A 19,720-nucleotide genomic window follows, 5' to 3' on the forward strand; every position below is an offset into this window, starting at 1 on the left:
AAGGGGTGGAAACATGAACAAGAATGAGCTCGTGTCCGCAGTGGCCGAGAAGGCCGGTATCACGAAGGCTGACGCTGCTTCCGCTGTCGACGCTGTTTTCGATACTGTCCAGGCCGAACTGAAGAAGGGCGGCGACATTCGCCTTGCTGGTTTCGGCAGCTTCACCGTTTCTCACCGTGCAGCCACCAAGGGCCGTAACCCGTCTACCGGCGCCGAGGTCGATATTCCTGCCCGTAACGTACCGAAGTTCACGCCCGGCAAGGGCCTGAAGGACTCGGTCAACAGCTAATTCGTTTCACCCGCTGCGAGGCTTTAGCCTTGCGGGGTGGACAAGATTGGGGCCCGCAAAAGCGGGCCCTTTTTTATGGGTAATTTCCGATCCGAAATCGCCATCCCGCATCGGGTCAGATGAACGCCGATGTTTTCATGCGGTACTCCAACCGGAGCTATCGGGCGCTGTCGATGATCTGGCCACCATCGGGCGTCAGACTTGAACCCGTGATGAATCTCGAATCGCTGCTGGCAAGGAACAGGACGACGGGTGCGACATCGTCTTCGGGTGAGCCGAAGCGGCCAAGGGCATTCGTTGGTGGAGGAGTGTCGGGTCTTGCGCCCCAAGTGTCGGCTACGGGCAGGAGGTTATTGACGGTGATATTGTCCGGACCCCATTCGCGCGCAGCGGATCTCGTGAGAGCGCGTACGGCCTCCTTGGCGAGGTTGTATGGCCCGTAAGGGGACATGCCGAGAATGCCTGCCAGAGACGCAAAGTTGATCACACGGCCTTCTCCGCTGGCTTTCAGGTATGGATAGCAGGCCTGCATGGTTCGCAGATATGCAATCGGGCCCATATCGAAGTTGCGTCGCAATTGTTCTACGGAGAGATCGAGGATCGAGGAGTGAACAACGGTCGGGTCGAATGCGACATTCACCAGAATATCGATCCCTCCGAATGTCCGCACCACCTTTGCCACTGCCTCGGCGATCTGCTCGCCGTAACTGAGGTCACAGACCACGCCGAGCGCGGTTCCTCCCTTGGATTGGATGTGAGCGACAACCGCATTCACGTTGGCTGGGGTGAGCGACAATACCGCGACCTTCGCGCCTTCCGCCGCAAAGAGTTCTGCCGTGGCACGTCCGATGCCCCTGCCGGCACCGGCGACGATAGCCACTTTTCCGGTTAGCTTTCCCATTCGATTTCCTTTCGGGTTCGGCAATTAGAGCGCCATAGCAAATGCGTACGGTGAGGGAATTTCGCGTCCCGCGTTCTGCGTGACGAAGGAGGTTACGAGCAATGCCAGTCCGACTATAGCCGGCAGAGCGCCTACGGGTTTTCGAACGCCAATGTGAGCAAGTCCGGAAAGCAGGAGGTGAAACAACATGCCCGCATAGGCCAGATCGCTGATGGCGACGTTGAACCGCGATAGAATAGCGGCAACGGCGGCGAGCTTCACGAAAGTCAAAAGGTGGACGAGATAGCTTGGGTAGCCGAACCCGAGGATCGTTTGCCGTACCCACTCGGTTTTGACGACGTAGGTCACGGCGGAGGCCAGGTACAGCAGGATTAGCAAGGCCGTCGCGGCCCAGTAAACATAGAATTCAGACATGGGATATCCGTTGCCGCCGAATGGCTCCGGCAGCTTGCTCCGTTTCAAGATTTTCGATGTCCGGAATGGCGATCCGCCATTTCTCCGGTCTGCAGATCGAAAATGTGATATTAAATGAATCTATACAAGTAGGATGAATTTGGCGTGGTAAGTATGGAAAACCAGACTAATGAGCCAGGCATCAATATGCATGAGGAGATGCGCCGAGCGTTCACACTGCTCTCCGGAAAATGGAAGCTGGAAATCATGTGGCTTCTCAACCAGCGGATCTATCGCTTTAACGAGCTGCGCAAGGCCATCCCAGGCATCACGCAGCACATGTTGACCATGCAATTGCGGGAGCTGGAGGCTGATGGTCTCATCTCACGCACTGTCTTTGCCGAAGTTCCGCCTCGCGTGGAATATGAAATCACGGTGAAGGCAAGGGGGCTTGGACCTACCATGGAAGCCTTGACCGTGTGGTGGAGCGAATATGGGCGAAGCATACCCGAAAGAACGACAACTCGCGGCCGAAAACAAACCTCGAAAAAATAGATGTCTGCTCCAAACCGCGGAGCCGGCGTCGGATGACTGCTTGAGGTGCGAGGCAGCGCCACGACCACAGCTTCGGCTGATGAGCTTTGCTACCGAAGTGCAGAGTCAGAGCAGCGTCCGGCCGCCATTGACCGCGAGTTTCTGGCCGGTGATGAAATCTGCCTTGCTCGAGGCGAGGAAGACGACGGCATCGGCGATATCTTCCGGCCTGCCGAAATGGGCAAGCGGCGTCTGCGCGAGATAGCCGTCCTTGGCCTGCTGCGACGCTTCTGCATGACGCTCGACCGGGATCCAGCCGGGAGCAATGAGATTGACGGTAATGCCTTCCGGCGCGAGCTCCCTTGCCCAAGAGCGCGTCATAGAGAGCATCGCGCCCTTGGCGGCGGCATAATTGCCGAAATTGGGGTTGCCGAGTTCCGCGACCTCGGAGCCAATATTGATGACGCGGCCGGATTTGCGCGCCCGCCAATCGGGAAGTACGGCCTGAAGCAGCTCCAGAGGCGCCTTGACGAAAAATTCCAGTTGATCGAGATAGGTTTGCCAGGATTGCTCCATGAGCGGCATTTCGGGCTGGGGCCCCGTCGCATTGTTGACGATCAGATCGACCGGCCCGAGCGACGCCTTGATCTTTTCCAGGCCGTCCACAAGCTGGTCCTTGTCAATCACGCTGAATTTTGCGGCATAAGCCTGCCCGCCGTGCTGTCGAATAGCGTCGACGATCTTCTCGGCCCCCTGAGTGTCGCTCGCATAGTTGACGGCGACGGCCCAGCCGGCCTCAGCAAGCTGCAAGGCGATTACGGCGCCAAGGCCGCGCGATGCCCCTGTTACCAGCGCTACTTTCATTCTCTTCCCTCTCCTCGGTTTGGCCCTCTGGCTGATCTTCGAATAGCCGGAACGGGGTCCCGACTATTCATGCCAAAATGGCCTTACCAGCGATGATGAACGTGCGGTGCAATCAGGCGCTCGTAGATTTCGCGCGTTGCCGCCATGATATCGGCCGAAAGCGGAGCGAGATCGGCCGCGGCGGCATTGGCCTTGGCCTGCTCGGCATTGCGCGCACCCGGAATGACGACGGTGACGGCGTCATTCATCAGGATCCAGCGGAGTGCAAAGGCAGTCATGCTGGCGCCGGCCGGAACCAGCTTTCGCACCTCTTCCACGGCCTGCAGACCAACTTCGAGCGGCACGCCTGCAAAGGTTTCGCCGACATCGAAGGCCTCGCCGTGACGGTTGAAGTTGCGGTGGTCGTCGCTGGCAAATTGCGTATCGCGGGTGATCTTGCCGGACAGCAGGCCGGAGGCCAGCGGTACGCGGGCGATGACGGCGACGTTCTTGCGCCTGGCCTCCTTGAAGAACAGATGATCGGGACGCTGACGGAAGATGTTGTAGATGATCTGGATGCTGACGACGCCCGGATATTCTATCGCCTTCAGCGCTTCTTCGACCTTCTCGACGCTGACGCCGTATCCTTTGATCTTGCCGGCCTTCTGCAACTCGTCGAGACCGGCAAAAACCTCCGGACGATAGAGGACTTCGGTCGGCGGGCAGTGAAGCTGCACGAGATCAAGGCTCTCGACGCCGAGGTTCTTCAGGCTGCGGTCGATGAAGCCCTCCAGGTTGGTCTTGTTATAGCCGTCGGCGACATGCGGGTTCAGGCGGCGGCCGGCCTTGGTCGCCACCATCGGGCGCGCGCCGCCGCGTGCCTTCAGTACATCGGCAATGATCTTTTCCGAACGGCCGTCACCATAGACGTCGGCGGTGTCGATGAAGGTCATGCCGGCATCAAGGGCGGCGTTCAACGCTGCGCGGCCGTCGGCCTCGCTGACATCGCCCCATGCGCCGCCGATCTGCCAGGCCCCGAAGCCGACATCCGTCACGATAAAGGGCGTCCGTCCAAAGGCATGATGTCTCATGAAAAGTCTCCTCTCTTTTATTCGTAAGATGATAGCGCAGTAGCAGCCGTCCGACAGGGCCACAAGCGCACATTGGCGATCGAGGATCGCAATCGCGTGACTGAGAAACATGGCAGGCGCTGGCCGGCTTACGAAACCGTTGGATGAAGCCGCCGGTGCGGTATTCACAGCGCCTTCGTTTCCTTAAAAGGGGAGATCGGATTTCTGACTATTATCGGAGCTCATGCCCTCTTTCAGCTTCATCCATGCCGCCGATCTGCATCTTGGCAGTCCGTTTCAGGGGCTGGCCTTGAAGGATGCCGCCGTTGCGGCGGTCTTCGTCGAAGCGAGCCGCAAGGCATTCTCGATCCTTGTGGGCTTGGCGATCGAAAAGCGCGTCGATTTCTTCGTCATTGCCGGCGATGTCTATGACGGCGACTGGAAGGACAACAAGATCGGCCTGTTCTTCAATCGCGAAATGGCCCGGCTGGAACGGGCGGGCATTCCGGTCTACCTGCTGCGCGGCAATCACGATGCGGCGAGCGTCATCACCAAAACCATCACATTGCCGCCAAACGTGCATGAGTTTCCAACCGGCAAGCCGGGTAGTGTCAGGCTGGAAGCACTGAAGGTGGCGCTGCATGGCCAGGGCTTTGCCGAGCGCTCCGCCAACGACAATCTGGCGATTGCCTATCCGGCACCCGTTTCCGGCTGGTTCAACATCGGCATTCTGCATACCTCGCTGACCGGCCGTGAGCCGCATGCGCCCTATGCGCCGTGTTCCGTCGATGATCTGCGCTCGCGCGGCTATGACTACTGGGCGCTCGGCCATGTGCACGACTTTGAAGTGGTGGCGCAGGACCCGCTCGTCATTTTTCCCGGCAATCTGCAGGGCCGCAACATCCGCGAGCGCGGAGCCAAGGGCGCGGTGCTGGTGACAGTCGAAGACGGGCGGATCGATCATGAGCGTCTGATCGTCGATGAGGCGCGCTTTGCGCAGGTCGATATCGTGGTTGGACCGGAGGACGATCAGGCGGCAATCCTGCGCCATGTGGAGCAGGCGGTGCAGCCGATTGCCGATGAGATGGCGGGTCGTATGACCGCGCTGCGTGTGCGGCTTTCCGGCGTAACGCCGCTGCAGGGTGCGATCGCTGCCAACCGCCAGCAATGGCGCGACGAGGTGGAAGCCGCCTGTCATCGCGTGCATGAGGATATCTGGCTGGAAAAGCTCGAGCTGCGGCTGGAACCGCCGCTGGAGAGAGCAGCGGGCACGGACGGCGCGCTCGATCTGCGCCAGCTACTAGCAGGCCATGCCGGCGATACCGATATTGCGGCGGAAGCGGCCCGGTTAATCGACGAGATCGCCGTGCGCCTGCCGGGTGGCCTCGGCGCGACGGAACAGCCGTTGGACGATAGCATGGATGCCCTCATCGAAGAAGCGCGGCAACTGCTGCTGGCGCGCGGGCAGGGGGCAGGCTGATGCGCTTCGCCCGGCTCGATATTCTCCGCTACGGCGCGCTGACCGATCAATCGATCGATTTTCGCCCCGATGCACGGCTGCATGTGATCTATGGTCCGAACGAAGCGGGTAAATCCTCGGCTCTGAACGCGATCTCGGATCTTCTCTTCGGTTTCCCGGCCGCTGCTGAGCAAAGCTTCCTGCATGAGCCGAATACCCTGCGGATCGGCGCCGATCTCAGCGCGCGCGATGGCGCAAGGCTGAGTTTTCGCCGCCGCCGTGGCCGCAAGGGGACGCTTCTCGCGCCCGATGACAAGGAGACGGCGCTTGCCGACGATGCGCTTTCGCCCTTCCTCGGTAATCTCAGCCGCGATGTCTTCGAGCGCGCCTTCGGCCTCGACTCCCAACGGCTGCGGCAGGGCGCGACTGCCATGCTGCGCAGCGGCGGCGAGATCGGCAGCCTGCTGTTTTCTGCTGCTTCCGGGCTTACCGGTCTGTCGCGCCTGCGCCAGTCGCTGGAAGCGGAGGCCGACGGCATCTATGCGTCCAGGCGCTCGAAGGATCGCGGCTTCTACCAGGCTCTCGACCGCTATGAGGATGCCCGTAAGGCCGAGCGGGAAAACGAGCTGAAATCCGGCGACTGGAAGAAGCTTCTTGCCGAGGCGTCCGAATTGGAAGCGGAGCTGGAGCGCCTACAGGCGGAGCGCCGCGGCACACGTGAGGCGCTGGATCGGCTGAAGCGGCTGAAGACCCTGCAGCCGTTGCTTGCCGAGATCGATGCGGAAACCCTTGCACTCGACGGTCTTTCCGATCTCGCCGCCATACCGAACGGTTTCGTCGACCGGCTTGAACAGAAGCTACACAATAAACAGGCGAGCGAAGAGGAACTGCGCCGTGCTCAACAAGCCGTTGTGCGTGTCGAGGAAGATCTCGCGCGTGTTCACGTTGATGAAGCGCTGCTCCAGATGTCGGGCGATATCACCCAGCTCTTTGCCGATACCGGCAACTACCGCGCTCAACGGCAAGACCTGCCGCGCGTCGATCAGGAACTCGCGGGCTATGACACGACGCTTTCCCAGCTTGCCCGCCGTCTCGGTCTTGCGGAGGCCGAGCTGGAACGGCAGCAGCCGAGTGACATCGACCGCGCGCGCCTGTCGGAACTGGTGGACGAAGGCCGGCAGCTCGCGCGGCAGATGCAGTCGCTTGCCGAGCAAGCTGACAGCGAGCGCAGGCAGCTTACCGCTCTGGAGAGGGACAGCCTTAACGGACGACTGATCGATCCGAGACCTTACATTGACCAACTTGAGGCTTTGGGCAGCGATCTCTCCGCCCTGGCTCGCCTTGATGGGCTGGAAACCCAGATACGCCGCACCGAGGCCGATCTTCACGAGGCGGCGAGACGGCTGCAGCCAGCGGTCAGTGACATCGATGTATTGTTTTCTGTGCCGCTGCCGGAAGCGGCGGAGATTACGGCACACCGGGATTCGATCGACGCCGCTCGATCGAAGGTGCGCGATGCCACCAGCAAGCTGCAGACCTATGACGAGCAGCTGGCGGAAATAACACGAATCCTTGCGGATGCCGAGCGCACCGGGCCGGTTGTTACGCGCGAACAGATCGTCGCCGCGCGCGAAAGCCGTGATGCGCAATGGTCCTCCATCCAGCAGAAATGGACCGAGAGCGCAGCTCCGGAAGCCAAGGCGCTTGCCGCATTGACTGTTGGGGTGGCTGAGGCCGATCGTTTGGCCGATGCCGCGCTGAGCGATGCGGATCGGGTCGCTCGTCACGCCGACTATCGTTTGCGGCAGGCGCGTCTGCTGCGGGAGCGGGAGGAAGCTTGCGGTCGGCACAAGGGTTACGAGAAAGCGCTGAAGGATGCACAGGCAGCCTTCGCAGCCCTTTTTGAGCCTTGCGGCGTCGATGCCCTCGATCCATCGACGATGCTGGAATGGCGTCGCGGAGTGGAGCTGCTGCGACGCGAGCGCAAGGCTTTGCGGGATTTAGTCGATCAACGGGATGAGAATGCACTGGCGGAAGGTCGTGTCTTGCCGGCTCTGCAGGATATCGTCGAGGCGACCGGCTACAAGAGCGGTCGCCTTCCGCCGGCCGCGATTGCGGAAGGCTTGCGCAAGCATCTGCGCCTTCTGTCCGAGCGCTGGAGCGAAAGCCGCACGCGGGAAGGTGAGATCGGGGCCGCGCGTGACCGGCTGGCTCGCTTCGACGATCAGCAGCAGCTCTTGGAACGTCAGCAGGCCGCTTGGCGCGCCGCCTTCGCCAAGGCCGTCGAACTGTTTCGGTTGCCGTCCGACACGACCCTGGAGATGGCGAATGTTGCCTTGAAGGCATGGCAGGAACTGCCCGATGTCCTAGCGGAGCGGGAGAACCGTCTGCGCCGGGTTAGCGGCATGCGCCGCGACATGGCCGATTTCGAGCGGCGGTTGGCGACGCTTGCCGCCAACAGCGGCTATGAGCTGGACCATCTGCCGCCGGATGCCGCTGCCGAGGCGCTGCATACCCGTGTCAACGCCATGCGCGGAGAGGTGAAAAAGCGCGACAGCCTCGAAGAGGAGCGGCAGCGCTGGCTGGGCATGGCAACACGCCAGGAGGCAGTGCTCGGCGCCGTTGCCGTCGAACTCGACCAGCTAACCGCGGATCTTCGCGGTGTCGACGATCTGCCCGCACTGCTCTCGCGGCTGCGCGAACGTGCGCGTCTCGCCGCACGGCTTGCCGAAAGCCGCGATCGATTCCGCCAGCAGGCTGACGGCAAAGCTGAAGACGAGCTTCGCGCCGAGCTTGCCGGCTTTGAGCGGGTTGCAGCCGATCTTGAAATTGAGCGGTTGACCGAGGAAGATCAGCGGCAGTTCGCCATGCATGGCGAGCTTTCGGCGCGGCTGGCTGAGAACCGCCGCCAACGGCAAGCCCTGGAAACCGGCGTCAGCGCAGAATACGCAGTTTTCGAGAGGCTTGCAGCTGAGCAGGAGGCGAAGGACCTCGCGCGGCAATGGGTTGTCCTCAAGATCGCAGCGCGAATGCTGGCCGGCTCGATGGAAGCCTATCGCGAAAAGCAGGCCGATCCCGTCATCAGACGGGCGGGCGAGTTGTTCTCGCAGCTGACCGGCGGTCGTTTCTCCCGTCTTGTCGAAGCGCATGATGAAAGCGATACGCTGCAATTGCTGGCTGAGCGTGCGGCAGGTGAGCGTGTGCCGCTTGACGGCTTGAGCGAGGGAACTGGCGATCAGCTTTATCTCGCGCTGCGGCTGGCATTTCTCGAGGATTACTCCGCCCGCAATGAGCCTGCGCCGCTAATCGTCGACGATATCTTCCAGACGTTCGACGACGAGCGCGTCAGCGCCGGTCTGCAGGTGCTGGCTGCTACGGCCGATCGTTTCCAGACGATCCTGTTTACCCATGAGAGGAGCGTAGTCGAGCTCGCCAAGAGCGAGATCGGTCGGGGTCTCGATTTGATCCAGCTTTGATGAGGAGCGGTCCCGGATCGGGCTAAGACATCGACGGGATATGCAGGCGCGTGGGCACCACGATCTTGGGGTCTGATTTATCGCGGCTATAGGCGGGGTTAAGCGCGCGATCGATGAAGCCCTGTGTCGCGTGCAGCCGGCGCAGGTTCTGCTTCTCCTGCTCGAAGCGCTTCTTTCGTTCGCCGGATTTGTCCGAGCCACGCGACAGCGATTCATGGTGATAAAGGCAGGCAAAGGGCGTCCAGATAACGCGGTATCCTGCCTTGTGCGCCCGCAGACAATAATCCACGTCATTATAGGCGACCGCGAAATTCTCCTCGTCGAAGAGGCCGATGTTGCGAAGGCAGTCACCCGAGATCAGCATCACGGCGCCAGTCACGCAAGTCATCGCGTTGCGCACATGCAGCCGGTTCATCGGTCCGCCGAACTCCTTCGGTTTGTTAAATACCAGTGACCGGCAAGTCCGCCAAAACCGATGACTAAACCGGCATGCTGCATCTTATCATTCGAGAAGAGCAGTTTGGCGCCGACGATGCCGGTTCGGTTCATGACGAGGCCAGTGATTAATAGAATCGGAACGACAGGGGGTCTACCTAGCGTATCAGCATCCATCGTATTCGTTGATCAATGCCGACATCTGTATGATTGTGACGGATCGTGCCTTGTCGGTAACGGAAATTCGTCGCGAATTGATTTAGTGAAAGAACTGCAGCCGCCGCAAGCAAGAACTGCGATCTTTGATTTGAATTGAGAGTCCAAGTAATCACATATCGCATTGATTGCTGCGCTGCTGCAAATTGGCTGCACACGCAAAATACTTGCCAGTGACAACTACAGGTGTTGAAAGCGTGAGTAGCTGATATTGAATTTCGTCAGTTTGGTATATTGCTGAGAGATCATGACAGTTGAGATTATCGGACGCGCAAGCATTGCCCCTGGGGCGGGTTCTATCGATGAACTGCAGCTCCTACTAAAGGAGGGGCGTTGCACCGTAAGCCGTATACCTGAGGAGCGCTGGGATCTTGCTCGCTTTTGGCATCCGGCTGTGGGCATCCAGGGAAAAACTTACAGTTTTGCAGCCGGCGTCTTTGAAAATGTCTACGCCTTTGATCCTGCGGTTTTCGGCCTTTCCCAGCGTGAAGCGATGCAGATGGATCCGCAGCAGCGCATCCTTCTGAATCTTGTCTGGCGAGCTTTGGAAGATGCAAACCTGCCGATCGATGGGTTCGAAGGCCAGCGCGTGGGCGTCTATGTCGGTGCATCCTCCCTTGAATATGGCAACCTGACGATCGAGGATCCCGCCTCGGGTAGCCCGTATTTCATGACGGGTAATGCGCTTTCCATCGCATCCAACCGCATCTCGCATATATTCGGCTTGCGCGGGCCAAGCATGACGATCGACACGGCCTGTTCGTCTTCGCTGGTAGCGCTCGATCAGGCGGTAAAGGCCCTCGAAAACGGAGAGATCGATACCGCGATCGTCGGCGGCATCAATATTCTGCTCAACCCCATGTCCTTCGTGGGCTTCGCGCAGGCGCGCATGCTATCGCCGGAAGGGCTCTGCCGCGCCTATGACGACAACGGTCGCGGTTACGTTCGCGCAGAAGGTGGTGCGGCGATCGTATTGCGCCGGACGGATGTTGCGTTGCGCGAGAAGGACCGCAGCTATGCCAGAATACATGCCGTGGGCGTCAATTCTTCGGGACGAACCAACGGTATTTCCATGCCGTCGCGTGAGGCGCAGGCCGCCTTGCTTCAGTCGATCTATGAAGGGCGCAATATCGATGTCAATCGTATCGCCTTCATCGAAGGGCATGGAACGGGAACGAAGGTCGGCGACCCCGCCGAAATCTGGGCGATCGGCGAAGTCATAGGGCGCAATCGGCGGGCGCCGGTACCGATCGGCTCGATCAAGACGAATATCGGCCATACCGAACCGGCGTCCGGCCTTTTCGGGCTGTTGAAGGCTGTGATTGCGCTTGAAAATAATTTCTTACCGGCCTCATTGCATTTCGACCACCCGAATGAGTCCATCGATTTCGAGGGCCTGAACGTTCGGGTCAATACATCAACGATCGAGCTTCTTCCGGCCAAGCAGGCACGCTTTGCCGGGATCAATTCCTTCGGCTTCGGCGGAACGAACGCTCATGTCGTCATCAGTGACCCCGATCCGATCGCACCGCCCGAACCGCCAATCCGAGGCGAGGGGGTCGTTTTCGCCGTCAGCGCTCACACGGCCTCGGCTCTTTCGGCGCTGCTCGAAGACTACAGAACCCGTCTTGAAACTGCCGAGCCCAAGGAAGCGCGTCAGATCGTTGCTTCCGCCGCTGCCAATCGCGAACCCATGCGTCATCGTTTCGCAGCCCGCGCAAAAGACAGTGCAGCGGTACTGGCCGCGATCGACGCGCATCTTGCGGGGAGAAATTCGGCTGGCGAGGCTGGCGAAGCTCCGGCCCAGGCCACCAAGATCGCCTTCGTCTTTTCCGGCAACGGCGCGCAATGGGCGGGAATGGGCATCGGCGCCTATCAGGAAAACCGCCATTTCCGGCAATGCTTTCAGTCCTTCAGCGCTCTCTTTGAATATTATCTCGGCGAAAAGCTGACCGATGTTCTGGTCGCTTCTGATCTTGCTGCCCGCCTGGCCGATACCAAGATCGCGCAGCCGCTGCTGTTCGCGATCCAGGCCTCCCTCTCGGACTGTCTCTGGTCGATGGGCGTCAAGCCGGATGCGGTCTTCGGCCACTCGGTCGGCGAAATCGCAGCCGCCTACGCAGCCAAGGTGTTGACGGCTGCCGAGGCGGTTGCAATCGTCGCGAAGCGTTCGCTGCATCAGGATCTTCTCGCCGGCGAGGGCAAGATGGCCGCCGTGGTGCTTGGCGAGGATGCAGCGCTGGCTTTTGCGAAAGCCAGGGGCCTGGACAATATATGTATCGCGGCCGTCAACGCGCCGAATTCGGTAACGATCTCCGGTCCTGCCGATGAGATAGAGGCCTACAGGGACGCCGCGCGTAAATCTCAGATCGTCGCGCATGTTCTCGATATCAACTATCCATTCCACCATCCCATCATCGACCGTGCCAGGGAGGCGTTTTTCGCAGATCTGCCCGATCTCGCGCCGGATAGCGGCACTGGGACCTTCATCTCGACGGTAACAGGCGAACTGCGCGATGGGCGCCTGCTGGATACGCAATATTGGTGGCGCAATGTTCGCGATCCCGTGCTTTTCAAGGCTGGCTGTCAGGTCGCTCTGGCAATGGGCTGCAACCTCTTTATAGAAATTTCACCGCGCCCGATCCTGTCGAACTATGTCGCGGAGATCGCAAAACAGGCATCGGTTCAGGCGATCGCAATACCGACTTTGTTGCGCGAGGCCCCCATTGATGGCCATGATCCGGTCTCACAGTCATTTGCACGAGCGGTTGCCAACGGTGCGCCTGCGCTACGCACGCGCAGCAGCGCCACGCGCAACGCTTTCGTCAAGCTGCCGCCCCTGCCTTTCGAGCCGGTGGAGCTTCGCGCTCATGCGACGACGGACGAGATCGATATTTTCGGTCGCGATCGCAAAAGCCCGTATACGCTGCTTGGCTGGCGCGCCGATCTCAATGGTACGAATTGGAAGAACCACCTCGACGCCCGCCTTTTTCCAGACCTCGCCGAACATGTGGTGGATGGCAAGGCGATCCTGCCCGGCAGCGGCTTTATCGAAATCGCCGTAACGGCTGCGCAACGTTATTACGGGACCGATGAAGTCGAAATCGGCAATCTCGAAATCTTCCGGCCGCTTGAATTGTCTCAAGACAGGATGGTCGAATTGTCCACCATTCTGTCACCCGAGACGGGAGATCTCGAGATCCGGTCGCGCGAGCGCCTCAGCCAAGACGAATGGACAGTGCATGCAGTCGGACGTTGCCGCAAGCCGCTGGCGGCTGAGATGGATAGCAAGGCCGCCGCGCGATCGAGCGGGGACCGTAAATCCATATTGACGTCCGAGGTGGCCTACGAAACCGCGGAACGTTTCGGATTGCATTACGGCCCACATTTTCAGCTTCTGTCGAAAGCTGCGGCGTTCGGTCATCATGCGATCGAAGTGGACCTGAAGACGGCTGCCTCACCGTCTCATCCCTTCGCCAGCTATAATCTCAACCCTATGTCTGTCGACGCGGCCTTTCACGGTCTCGTCGCATTGTTCGATCAATTTTCCGGCGACGAAACCGGCGCTCCCTATATTCCCGTTCACTTTGGCACCGTGAGAGCTTTCGGCAAGGAAAGGTCGATCGTCAAAGCCTTCATTGAGATCGAGCGTTTCAGCGCGAATTCGATCAAGGCCCGTTTCACCTTGTTCGATGCGAAGGGCAGCGCGGTTGCCGTTCTTGACGATTGTCGTTTCCGGCGCACTCAGCTGCGCCGCAGGGCAACGCTCGATTCCGTTGCATTTCATTATGAGAGCGTACCTTCGGCTCTTTTCGCTGGCGCGCGCAAATCGGACGCTAACGTAGGGCAGATTCCGTCGTACGGCAGTTCCGGCGCGAGCCATGCGCTCAACAATGCAAGCCTTCTTCTTGAAGCCGCAGTCTATCGCGCCTGCTACGATATCGCACTAAAGGTTGCGGACCGTAACGGCGCCGTCGCATTTTCCGGCCTTCCCGGCGATGCCGAATTCCGGTCTTTCCTGGTCAATTGCCTCTACATTCTGGAGGATGCCGGCATCGCGGAGACTGGAGACGGCAAGTGGCACGTTCCCCTGGAGCCGACACTGCCGCCTGTGGTCGAGCTGCTTCAGGAAATCTATCGCGAGGACGCTGGGCGCGTGGCCGAAAGTGTTCTCGTTGGCGATGCCTATCGCGAGACGCTCGAACATTTGGCGACGATACGGCCGCACGTGTTGGAACGTGAGCCTGCTGACCAGGGGGCAAACATTCCGGGTGGGGCGACTCTGGAGCATGTGCTTGTTCATTCGCCCTTGAGCGAACGGCGGCTTTCGATGCTCGCGGAAGCATTGACATCCGCCATCGAAGCCGATGCCGGCGCGATCGCATACGTTTTGGAAGTCGGCTCGGTTTCGGCCGCTTTCAGCCGAAAACTGGCGACGATCACCGCAGCAGCGGGCGCATGTCTCGTGATTGCCGAGCCGCGTGAGCAGGTGCGCCGAGCACTGGAGATCGCATTCGAACGCGATGCGCATGTCATCGTTACCGATCCGGCCAAACTGACGGATCGCTATGTCGCGGACCTCGTGGTCGCCTCCGGCGATCAGAGCCAGCACCTGATGCTTCACAATGACGATATCAAGCGAGCTGTCCGAACGGTTGCCACCGGCGGTGCGCGGTTGTTGCTGGTCGATCGTGCGCCGAGCGCTTTCAATGATTTCGTCTTCGGCCTCTCCGAAGGCTGGTTTGCGGATAGCTCGTCGCCGGAATTTCCCGTTGGGCGGCTCGGCACGCCGCAGCAGATCGCCGAGCTCCTGGGGAACTTGGGCTTTGCCAAGCCGCTGATCCATGAGCAAGTATTCCCCGAGGGAGCGTTGATAGCGGTATCGGCTGTATCCGAACGGCAACCGGAAACAGCTGCCGTCGTGGAGATCGCCGAGCCCATCCTGATCTTGTCGGAGCAGGGCAAGAAGGGGCTTGGCAAGCTGGGTGAGAATGCAAAGGTCATCGATCTCAGTGCGTTGTCGCCAGATATTGCCGGCGTTCTCGATCCGGTCAACCGGAGAACCAGCCGGATCGTGTATCTTGCCGGCGTGAAGCGCGGCGATGCGGCGGAACTTTCACTATCGCGTCTCTCGATCTTCACCGAACTGGCGAACCTGCTGTCGCAGCACAGCGAGGGAGCACGACCTCGACTGGTGATCTTGGCGCCCGGCGGTTCTCCGCTGTCGGCTTGCCCCGTCGATGACGCGAATGCCGGTCTGTGGGCTTTGGGCCGCGTTCTTCAAAACGAATATGATGCCTTTGACGTCCACCTGCTGGATGCCGATGCGGATGACGGGCGAGTGTTTTCCGCAGTTGACACTCTCATGACGGCGGACACGGACAACCGCGAATGGTTCATGGATCGCGCGACCGGAAAGGTCCGAGAGATCAGAGCTGCCGCAGGTCCCTTTGATGCCGTCGAAGCAAGCCGCCAGGATTTTGCCGCGGCGATGATCCGGCAACATGTGGGCGGGCGTCTGGATAGCGTCGTCTGGGAGGAAGTAGGCCTTCCTGTGCCTGAAGAGAGGGAGATTGTCGTCTCTGTCGAAGCGACCGGCCTCAATTTCCGCGACGTGATGTGGGCTATGGGGCTCCTGCCAGAAGAGGCGCTTGAAGACGGCTTTGCCGGTGCCACCATTGGCATGGAATTCGCTGGGCGAATTCTTGCCGTTGGCGATGCCGTCGACGATCTCACGCTGGGTGACAAGGTGATGGGGATCGGGCCTGCTGCGTTCTCGACCCATGTCCGTGTTCACCGCGACGGAGCGACGAAGCTCCCCGAACGGATGGACACCGTTGCGGCTGCGACCGTGCCTGTCGCTTTTCTGACCGCCTATTATGCGATGGTCGAGCTTGGGCGCATTCAGCCGGGTGAAACCATCCTGATTCATGGAGCTGCCGGCGGCGTCGGTCTGGCGGCGCTCCAGATTGCCAAGCTTAAGGGTGCCAGGGTGATCGCCACCGCCGGCACGGTCGAGAAGCGTGGCTTTCTCGAAATGCTCGGCGCCGATCATGTGCTTGATTCCCGCACTCTGGATTTCGTTTCCGGCGTGCGGCGGCTTACGGGCGGCGAGGGTGTCGATCTTGTCCTCAATTCGCTCTTTTCCGAAGCGATGGAGCGGAGCATCGAGTTGGTCAAGCCATTCGGCCGCTTCCTGGAGCTCGGCAAGCGCGACTATTATTCCGACCGTAAGATTGGCCTACGTCCGTTCCGGCGCAATGTCAGCTATTTCGGTATCGATGCGGATCAGCTTCTGGTCAACGTACCCGATCTCACTCGGCGCATCTTCAGGGAGATCGGGCAGCTTTTCGCCGAGGAAAAGCTGACGCCGCTGCCATATCGCGCCTTCGCTTATGACGAGATCGGCAATGCCTTCCGGCTGATGCAGAATGCCGGCCATATCGGCAAAATCGTGGTGCGGCCGCCCGTTGCGGGTGTTGACAGCGTCTTGCGCGCACCCGCGAAATCCCTGCGTGTCGATGGCAAGGGTGTTTTCCTGGTCGCGGGCGGCATTGGCGGCTTCGGGTTGTCCGCCGCCGATTGGCTCGTTTCGAAGGGCGCGCGCCGCATAGCGCTATGCTCACGCCGCGGCATTGCCGACGCTGAAACGAAGCAGACGATAGCAGATTGGGCAAAGCGGGGTGTCGTTACGACGCTGCATGCCTGTGATATCACCGATGCCGCCGCGGTTGAGACGCTTCTTGTCTCGCTCCGCACCGAAGGGGCATTGAAGGGCGTCGTTCACGCCGCCATGGTCCTGGATGACGCACTCCTTGCTAATCTGACGCCGGAACGCAATCGCCCCGTTCTCGAGGTAAAGATCCGTGGCGCGGAAAATCTGGATCGTCTGACGCGAGATGACAGGCTGGAACTTTTCCTGCTGTTCTCCTCGGCAACGACCATGCTCGGCAATCCCGGTCAGGCAAACTATGTGATGGCAAATGGCTATCTGGAGGGTCTGGCGCGGGCGCGCCGGGCGGCCGGCAAGCCCGCGCTCGCCGTCGGCTTCGGCGCGATCGCCGACAAGGGCTTCCTTGCTCGCAACATCGAGGTCAATGATCTCCTTTCCAAGCGTATCGGAAAGGCGGCGTTGAAGGCACGCGACGCGCTGGAACAGGTCGAGCGTTATATGCTGGCGGACAGAGGAGATGTCGATGCGGCGGCGGTCATGATCGCTGAGATCGATTGGAATGCAGCTCGTTTGCTGCCGATCGCCGGACGCTCTCTGTTCGAGCCGCTGATGCGCCATGCAGGCAGCCATCAGGCCCTCAACGAGGGAGACAGCATCGATCTCAGAGAACTGATCAGAGGGAAATCGGAAGAGGAGGCTCAGGCCGCTCTGCATGCGCTTGTCGCGGCAGAGATCGCCGCCATCCTGCGCGTGACCGAAGACACGGTGACGCCCGACAAGGTTTTGAAGGATATCGGCCTCGACAGCCTGATGGCCATGGAGCTCGGCATGAGCTTCCAGCAGAAGACCGGCTTCGATATTCCCTTGAGCGGAGTAGGCGAGGGCACGACCGTAGGCGATGTCGTCAACCGTTTGCGTGATCGGGTCATGAATCGCAACGGTGACAGCGCCGCTGGTGACATGGCCGGGGACGAGGTGGTCGAGCGCCTGGCGCGCAGCCATGCCGCAGAACACGAAAAAAGGGCCGTGCAGTGACCTATGATGGCGAACCGGCGCAGCAGAAGAAAAGCAAGCTGCTTGAGCAAATGCGTCGTGTCGGCGAATCCTCCGGCCGCAATCGGACCGAAAGGCTGAACCGGCAGCCACAGTCACAACCGCGTCAGGCGACCCGTTTCGAGGATCTGCCTGAATATAAGCGTGTCGCAACGCAGCGCATGGCAGGTGAGCTGCTCGGCGTCGCCAATCCATTCTATCGGTCGCATGATGCCGCCGCCGGTGCGACGACGCGCATCGGCGGGCGCGAATTCGTCAATTTTGCCTCCTATGATTATCTGGCGACCAATACGGACCCGCGTGTCGCCAAGCGCGCCAAGGAGGCGATCGACCGCTTCGGAATCTCGGCGTCGGCCAGTCGTCTCGTCGCAGGCGAGCGGCCTGATCATGTGGAGCTCGAGCGCAGGCTTGCCGAGGTCTATGGCGTCGATGCCGCCGTCTGCTTTGTCAGCGGCTACTTGACCAATGTCGCTGCCATCGGCTGCCTGATGGGGCCGCAGGATCTCGTGATCCACGATGAATTCATTCACAACAGCGCGCTTGCCGGCATCAAGCTTTCCGGTGCCGCCCGCCGGCTGTTCCAGCATAATAATGTCGATAGCCTCGAAAATATTCTGAAGACGCTGTCGTCGGATTTCCGGCGCATTCTGGTCATCGTCGAAGGCATCTATTCGATGGATGGTGATATCGCCAACCTGCCCGCGCTGCTGGAGCTCAAGGCGCGCTATGGTTTCTGGCTAATGGTCGACGAGGCGCATGCGCTTGGCATTCTCGGCAGGACGGGCCGCGGCACATTCGAGCACTTCGATCTTGATCCGCGTGATGTCGATATCTGGATGGGCACACTCTCGAAGACGACTTCGAGCTGTGGCGGCTATATTGCCGGCACGCGTGCGCTTGCCGATATTCTGAAGGCGGAAGCAGGCGGTTTCGTCTATAGCGTCGGCCTTTCGCCCGTTCTCGCCGCCGCCGCCATCGCTGGCCTCGATATCCTCAAGTCCGAACCGGAGCGAACCGAGCGGCTTAGGCGCAACGGCCATCTGTTTCTCGACGAGGCAAAGGCCGCCGGCCTCGATACCGGCCTCAGCGTGGGGCACTCGGTCGTGCCCGTGATCGTCGGCGATTCGCTTCGGGCCGCGCAGCTTTCCAACGACTTGCTCGCCGAAGGCATCAACGTGCTGCCCATCATCCATCCGGCGGTGCCCGAGGGCATGGCGCGCCTTCGTTTCTTCATCACCTGCAATCATACCGAGGAGCAAATCCGGCGTGCGGTCAGGCTGACAGCAGAAAAACTCAAGAGCTTGAAGGACCGCAATTTCGGTCTTGCTTCGCTGGATATGGAGAAGATGATGCAACTGCTGCCCGTGGCTCAAACGCCAGGCGGCTCTTAAGTTTCGGGGCGATCGTCTCATGCACGTTATCGTCACGGGAGGTTCAAGCGGAATTGGTCTGGCGATAGCCAAGCTTTATGCGGCCCGAGGGGCCTGGGTTTCGCTTCTTGCTCGCGATACCGGGCGCCTCGAAGAGGCGCGCGCCGAAATCGCGATGCTTCCCGATGTCGACAGTGCCTTTATCCGGACGGCTTCCGTTGATGTGGCCTCTGCCGAACAGACTACCGAGGCGGTAAGGCTTTGCGAGGCGTTCTTCGGCCCTTGCGATATTCTTGTCGCTTCCGCGGGTATCGTCGAGCCGCGTACCTTCGATGCAATGTCCGCGTCGGTTTTCGATGAGCAGATCTCCGTCAATCTCCTTGGGACAGCCAACGCGGTTCGTGCTGTTTATAAAGGCATGAAGAGCCGCCGCGGCGGCCGGATCATGATGATTTCTTCGGGTGCCGCCTTGATCGGTATGTTTGGCTATAGCGCTTATTGCGCATCCAAATCGGCGCTGGCGGGCTTTGCCGAGGCTTTGAGCGCGGAAGCCGGCGCTTGGGGCGTGCAGATTTCGATCTGCTTCCCGCCCGATACGATGACGCCGCAATATGCTCGGGAAATCGCGTTAAGGCCGCGCGAAGCGGAGATTTTGATGGGGGCCGTCAAGCCGTGGAGTGCGGAGGAGGTCGCAGCAAGAATCGTCCGTGGGATGGATCGTGGCAGGCAGAAGATTCACTTCGGATTTTCGCTGACGGCGCTGGCTTACTTCGGACCGCTGATAAAACCATTGCTGTTATGGTGGTTTTCACGCAAGGCGCGAAAAATATTTGGTGACGAGGCGCATAGCGGTCTTGCCGATACCGGCAAGCAGAGCTTTGATTGCGATAAGTAATACAAAACACGCACAGGAGTTGCACCGCCAGCGAAACACGTGCAAGAGAAGGTAAGTCAGGGGTATTGGCGGCCCGTTCCTCGCTGATATGGAAATGCTGCCGAGGCAGCGGG

General features: G+C 60.2%; 12 protein-coding genes. 7 read left to right on the forward strand and 5 right to left on the reverse strand.

Annotation, left to right across the window (positions count from 1 at the left end; genetic code table 11):
- The first annotated feature begins 13 nt into the window (after positions 1 to 13).
- Positions 14 to 289 carry a DNA-binding protein HupB gene (hupB, locus tag FHT85_RS11850; protein WP_015339480.1) on the forward strand — a complete coding sequence of 92 codons (276 nt, stop codon included), beginning with the start codon at positions 14 to 16 and terminating at the stop codon, positions 287 to 289.
- A 157-nt stretch (positions 290 to 446) separates the two neighbouring features.
- Here the strand turns inward: hupB and FHT85_RS11855 are convergent, their stop codons facing one another.
- Together FHT85_RS11855 and FHT85_RS11860 are read right to left on the reverse strand one after the other, a co-directional pair.
- Complete coding sequence (locus FHT85_RS11855) at positions 447 to 1,190, reverse strand: SDR family NAD(P)-dependent oxidoreductase (RefSeq protein WP_112410611.1); 744 nt, start codon at positions 1,188 to 1,190, stop codon at positions 447 to 449.
- 24 nt (positions 1,191 to 1,214) lie between these two features.
- Positions 1,215 to 1,604: a DoxX family protein gene (locus tag FHT85_RS11860; RefSeq protein WP_183774083.1), complete on the reverse strand. Its 390-nt coding sequence runs from the start codon at positions 1,602 to 1,604 to the stop codon at positions 1,215 to 1,217.
- Between the two features lie 153 nt (positions 1,605 to 1,757).
- On the opposite strand from FHT85_RS11860, the gene FHT85_RS11865 reads away from it, so the two are divergent.
- Positions 1,758 to 2,138: a winged helix-turn-helix transcriptional regulator gene (locus FHT85_RS11865; protein WP_112410609.1), complete on the forward strand. Its 381-nt coding sequence runs from the start codon at positions 1,758 to 1,760 to the stop codon at positions 2,136 to 2,138.
- A gap of 105 nt (positions 2,139 to 2,243) precedes the next feature.
- On the opposite strand, the gene FHT85_RS11870 is transcribed toward FHT85_RS11865, so the two are convergent.
- Both FHT85_RS11870 and FHT85_RS11875 read right to left on the reverse strand, forming a co-directional pair.
- Positions 2,244 to 2,981 (reverse strand): SDR family oxidoreductase, encoded by a 738-nt coding sequence (locus tag FHT85_RS11870; RefSeq protein ID WP_112410608.1) that lies wholly within the window; start codon positions 2,979 to 2,981, stop codon positions 2,244 to 2,246.
- Between the two features lie 83 nt (positions 2,982 to 3,064).
- The gene (locus FHT85_RS11875; protein WP_112410607.1) at positions 3,065 to 4,051 is read right to left on the reverse strand and encodes an aldo/keto reductase; all 987 of its coding nucleotides are present in this window, start codon (positions 4,049 to 4,051) and stop codon (positions 3,065 to 3,067) included.
- A gap of 223 nt (positions 4,052 to 4,274) precedes the next feature.
- Between FHT85_RS11875 and FHT85_RS11880 the strand changes: the two genes are divergently transcribed.
- Together FHT85_RS11880 and FHT85_RS11885 are read left to right on the forward strand one after the other, a co-directional pair.
- Positions 4,275 to 5,510: an exonuclease SbcCD subunit D gene (locus FHT85_RS11880; protein ID WP_112410606.1), complete on the forward strand. Its 1,236-nt coding sequence runs from the start codon at positions 4,275 to 4,277 to the stop codon at positions 5,508 to 5,510.
- Positions 5,510 to 8,965 (forward strand): ATP-binding protein, encoded by a 3,456-nt coding sequence (locus FHT85_RS11885; protein ID WP_112410605.1) that lies wholly within the window; start codon positions 5,510 to 5,512, stop codon positions 8,963 to 8,965. Before FHT85_RS11880 ends, FHT85_RS11885 begins: the two co-directional genes overlap by 1 nt.
- Positions 8,966 to 8,987: 22 nt before the next feature.
- On the opposite strand, the gene FHT85_RS11890 is transcribed toward FHT85_RS11885, so the two are convergent.
- The gene (locus FHT85_RS11890) at positions 8,988 to 9,380 is read right to left on the reverse strand and encodes a glycosyltransferase family 2 protein (protein WP_246779947.1); all 393 of its coding nucleotides are present in this window, start codon (positions 9,378 to 9,380) and stop codon (positions 8,988 to 8,990) included.
- Between the two features lie 483 nt (positions 9,381 to 9,863).
- Between FHT85_RS11890 and FHT85_RS11895 the strand changes: the two genes are divergently transcribed.
- The 3 genes from FHT85_RS11895 to FHT85_RS11905 are packed head-to-tail and all read left to right on the forward strand — an operon-like array spanning position 9,864 to position 19,607.
- On the forward strand, positions 9,864 to 17,324 hold the full coding sequence (locus FHT85_RS11895) for a type I polyketide synthase (RefSeq protein WP_112410604.1): 7,461 nt from the start codon (positions 9,864 to 9,866) through the stop codon (positions 17,322 to 17,324).
- A 50-nt stretch (positions 17,325 to 17,374) separates the two neighbouring features.
- Positions 17,375 to 18,733, forward strand: coding sequence for an aminotransferase class I/II-fold pyridoxal phosphate-dependent enzyme (locus FHT85_RS11900; protein ID WP_246779961.1), 1,359 nt, complete (start codon positions 17,375 to 17,377; stop codon positions 18,731 to 18,733).
- A 19-nt stretch (positions 18,734 to 18,752) separates the two neighbouring features.
- Positions 18,753 to 19,607, forward strand: coding sequence for an SDR family oxidoreductase (locus FHT85_RS11905; RefSeq protein WP_112410602.1), 855 nt, complete (start codon positions 18,753 to 18,755; stop codon positions 19,605 to 19,607).
- Positions 19,608 to 19,720: the final 113 nt, after the last annotated feature.

The sequence above is a fragment of the Rhizobium sp. BK312 genome (assembly GCF_014193605.1).
In the GTDB taxonomy this organism is placed as follows: Bacteria; Pseudomonadota; Alphaproteobacteria; order Rhizobiales; family Rhizobiaceae; genus Rhizobium.

Excerpts from the sequence above, each read along its gene's own strand:
- hupB (WP_015339480.1), top strand. The coding sequence starts at position 14 with ATGAACAAGAATGAGCTCGTGTCCGCAGTGGCCGAGAAGGCCGGTATC.
- FHT85_RS11855 (WP_112410611.1), bottom strand. The coding sequence starts at position 1,190 with ATGGGAAAGCTAACCGGAAAAGTGGCTATCGTCGCCGGTGCCGGCAGG.
- FHT85_RS11860 (WP_183774083.1), bottom strand. The coding sequence starts at position 1,604 with ATGTCTGAATTCTATGTTTACTGGGCCGCGACGGCCTTGCTAATCCTG.
- FHT85_RS11865 (WP_112410609.1), top strand. The coding sequence starts at position 1,758 with ATGGAAAACCAGACTAATGAGCCAGGCATCAATATGCATGAGGAGATG.
- FHT85_RS11870 (WP_112410608.1), bottom strand. The coding sequence starts at position 2,981 with ATGAAAGTAGCGCTGGTAACAGGGGCATCGCGCGGCCTTGGCGCCGTA.
- FHT85_RS11875 (WP_112410607.1), bottom strand. The coding sequence starts at position 4,051 with ATGAGACATCATGCCTTTGGACGGACGCCCTTTATCGTGACGGATGTC.
- FHT85_RS11880 (WP_112410606.1), top strand. The coding sequence starts at position 4,275 with ATGCCCTCTTTCAGCTTCATCCATGCCGCCGATCTGCATCTTGGCAGT.
- FHT85_RS11885 (WP_112410605.1), top strand. The coding sequence starts at position 5,510 with ATGCGCTTCGCCCGGCTCGATATTCTCCGCTACGGCGCGCTGACCGAT.
- FHT85_RS11890 (WP_246779947.1), bottom strand. The coding sequence starts at position 9,380 with ATGAACCGGCTGCATGTGCGCAACGCGATGACTTGCGTGACTGGCGCC.
- FHT85_RS11895 (WP_112410604.1), top strand. The coding sequence starts at position 9,864 with ATGACAGTTGAGATTATCGGACGCGCAAGCATTGCCCCTGGGGCGGGT.
- FHT85_RS11900 (WP_246779961.1), top strand. The coding sequence starts at position 17,375 with ATGCGTCGTGTCGGCGAATCCTCCGGCCGCAATCGGACCGAAAGGCTG.
- FHT85_RS11905 (WP_112410602.1), top strand. The coding sequence starts at position 18,753 with ATGCACGTTATCGTCACGGGAGGTTCAAGCGGAATTGGTCTGGCGATA.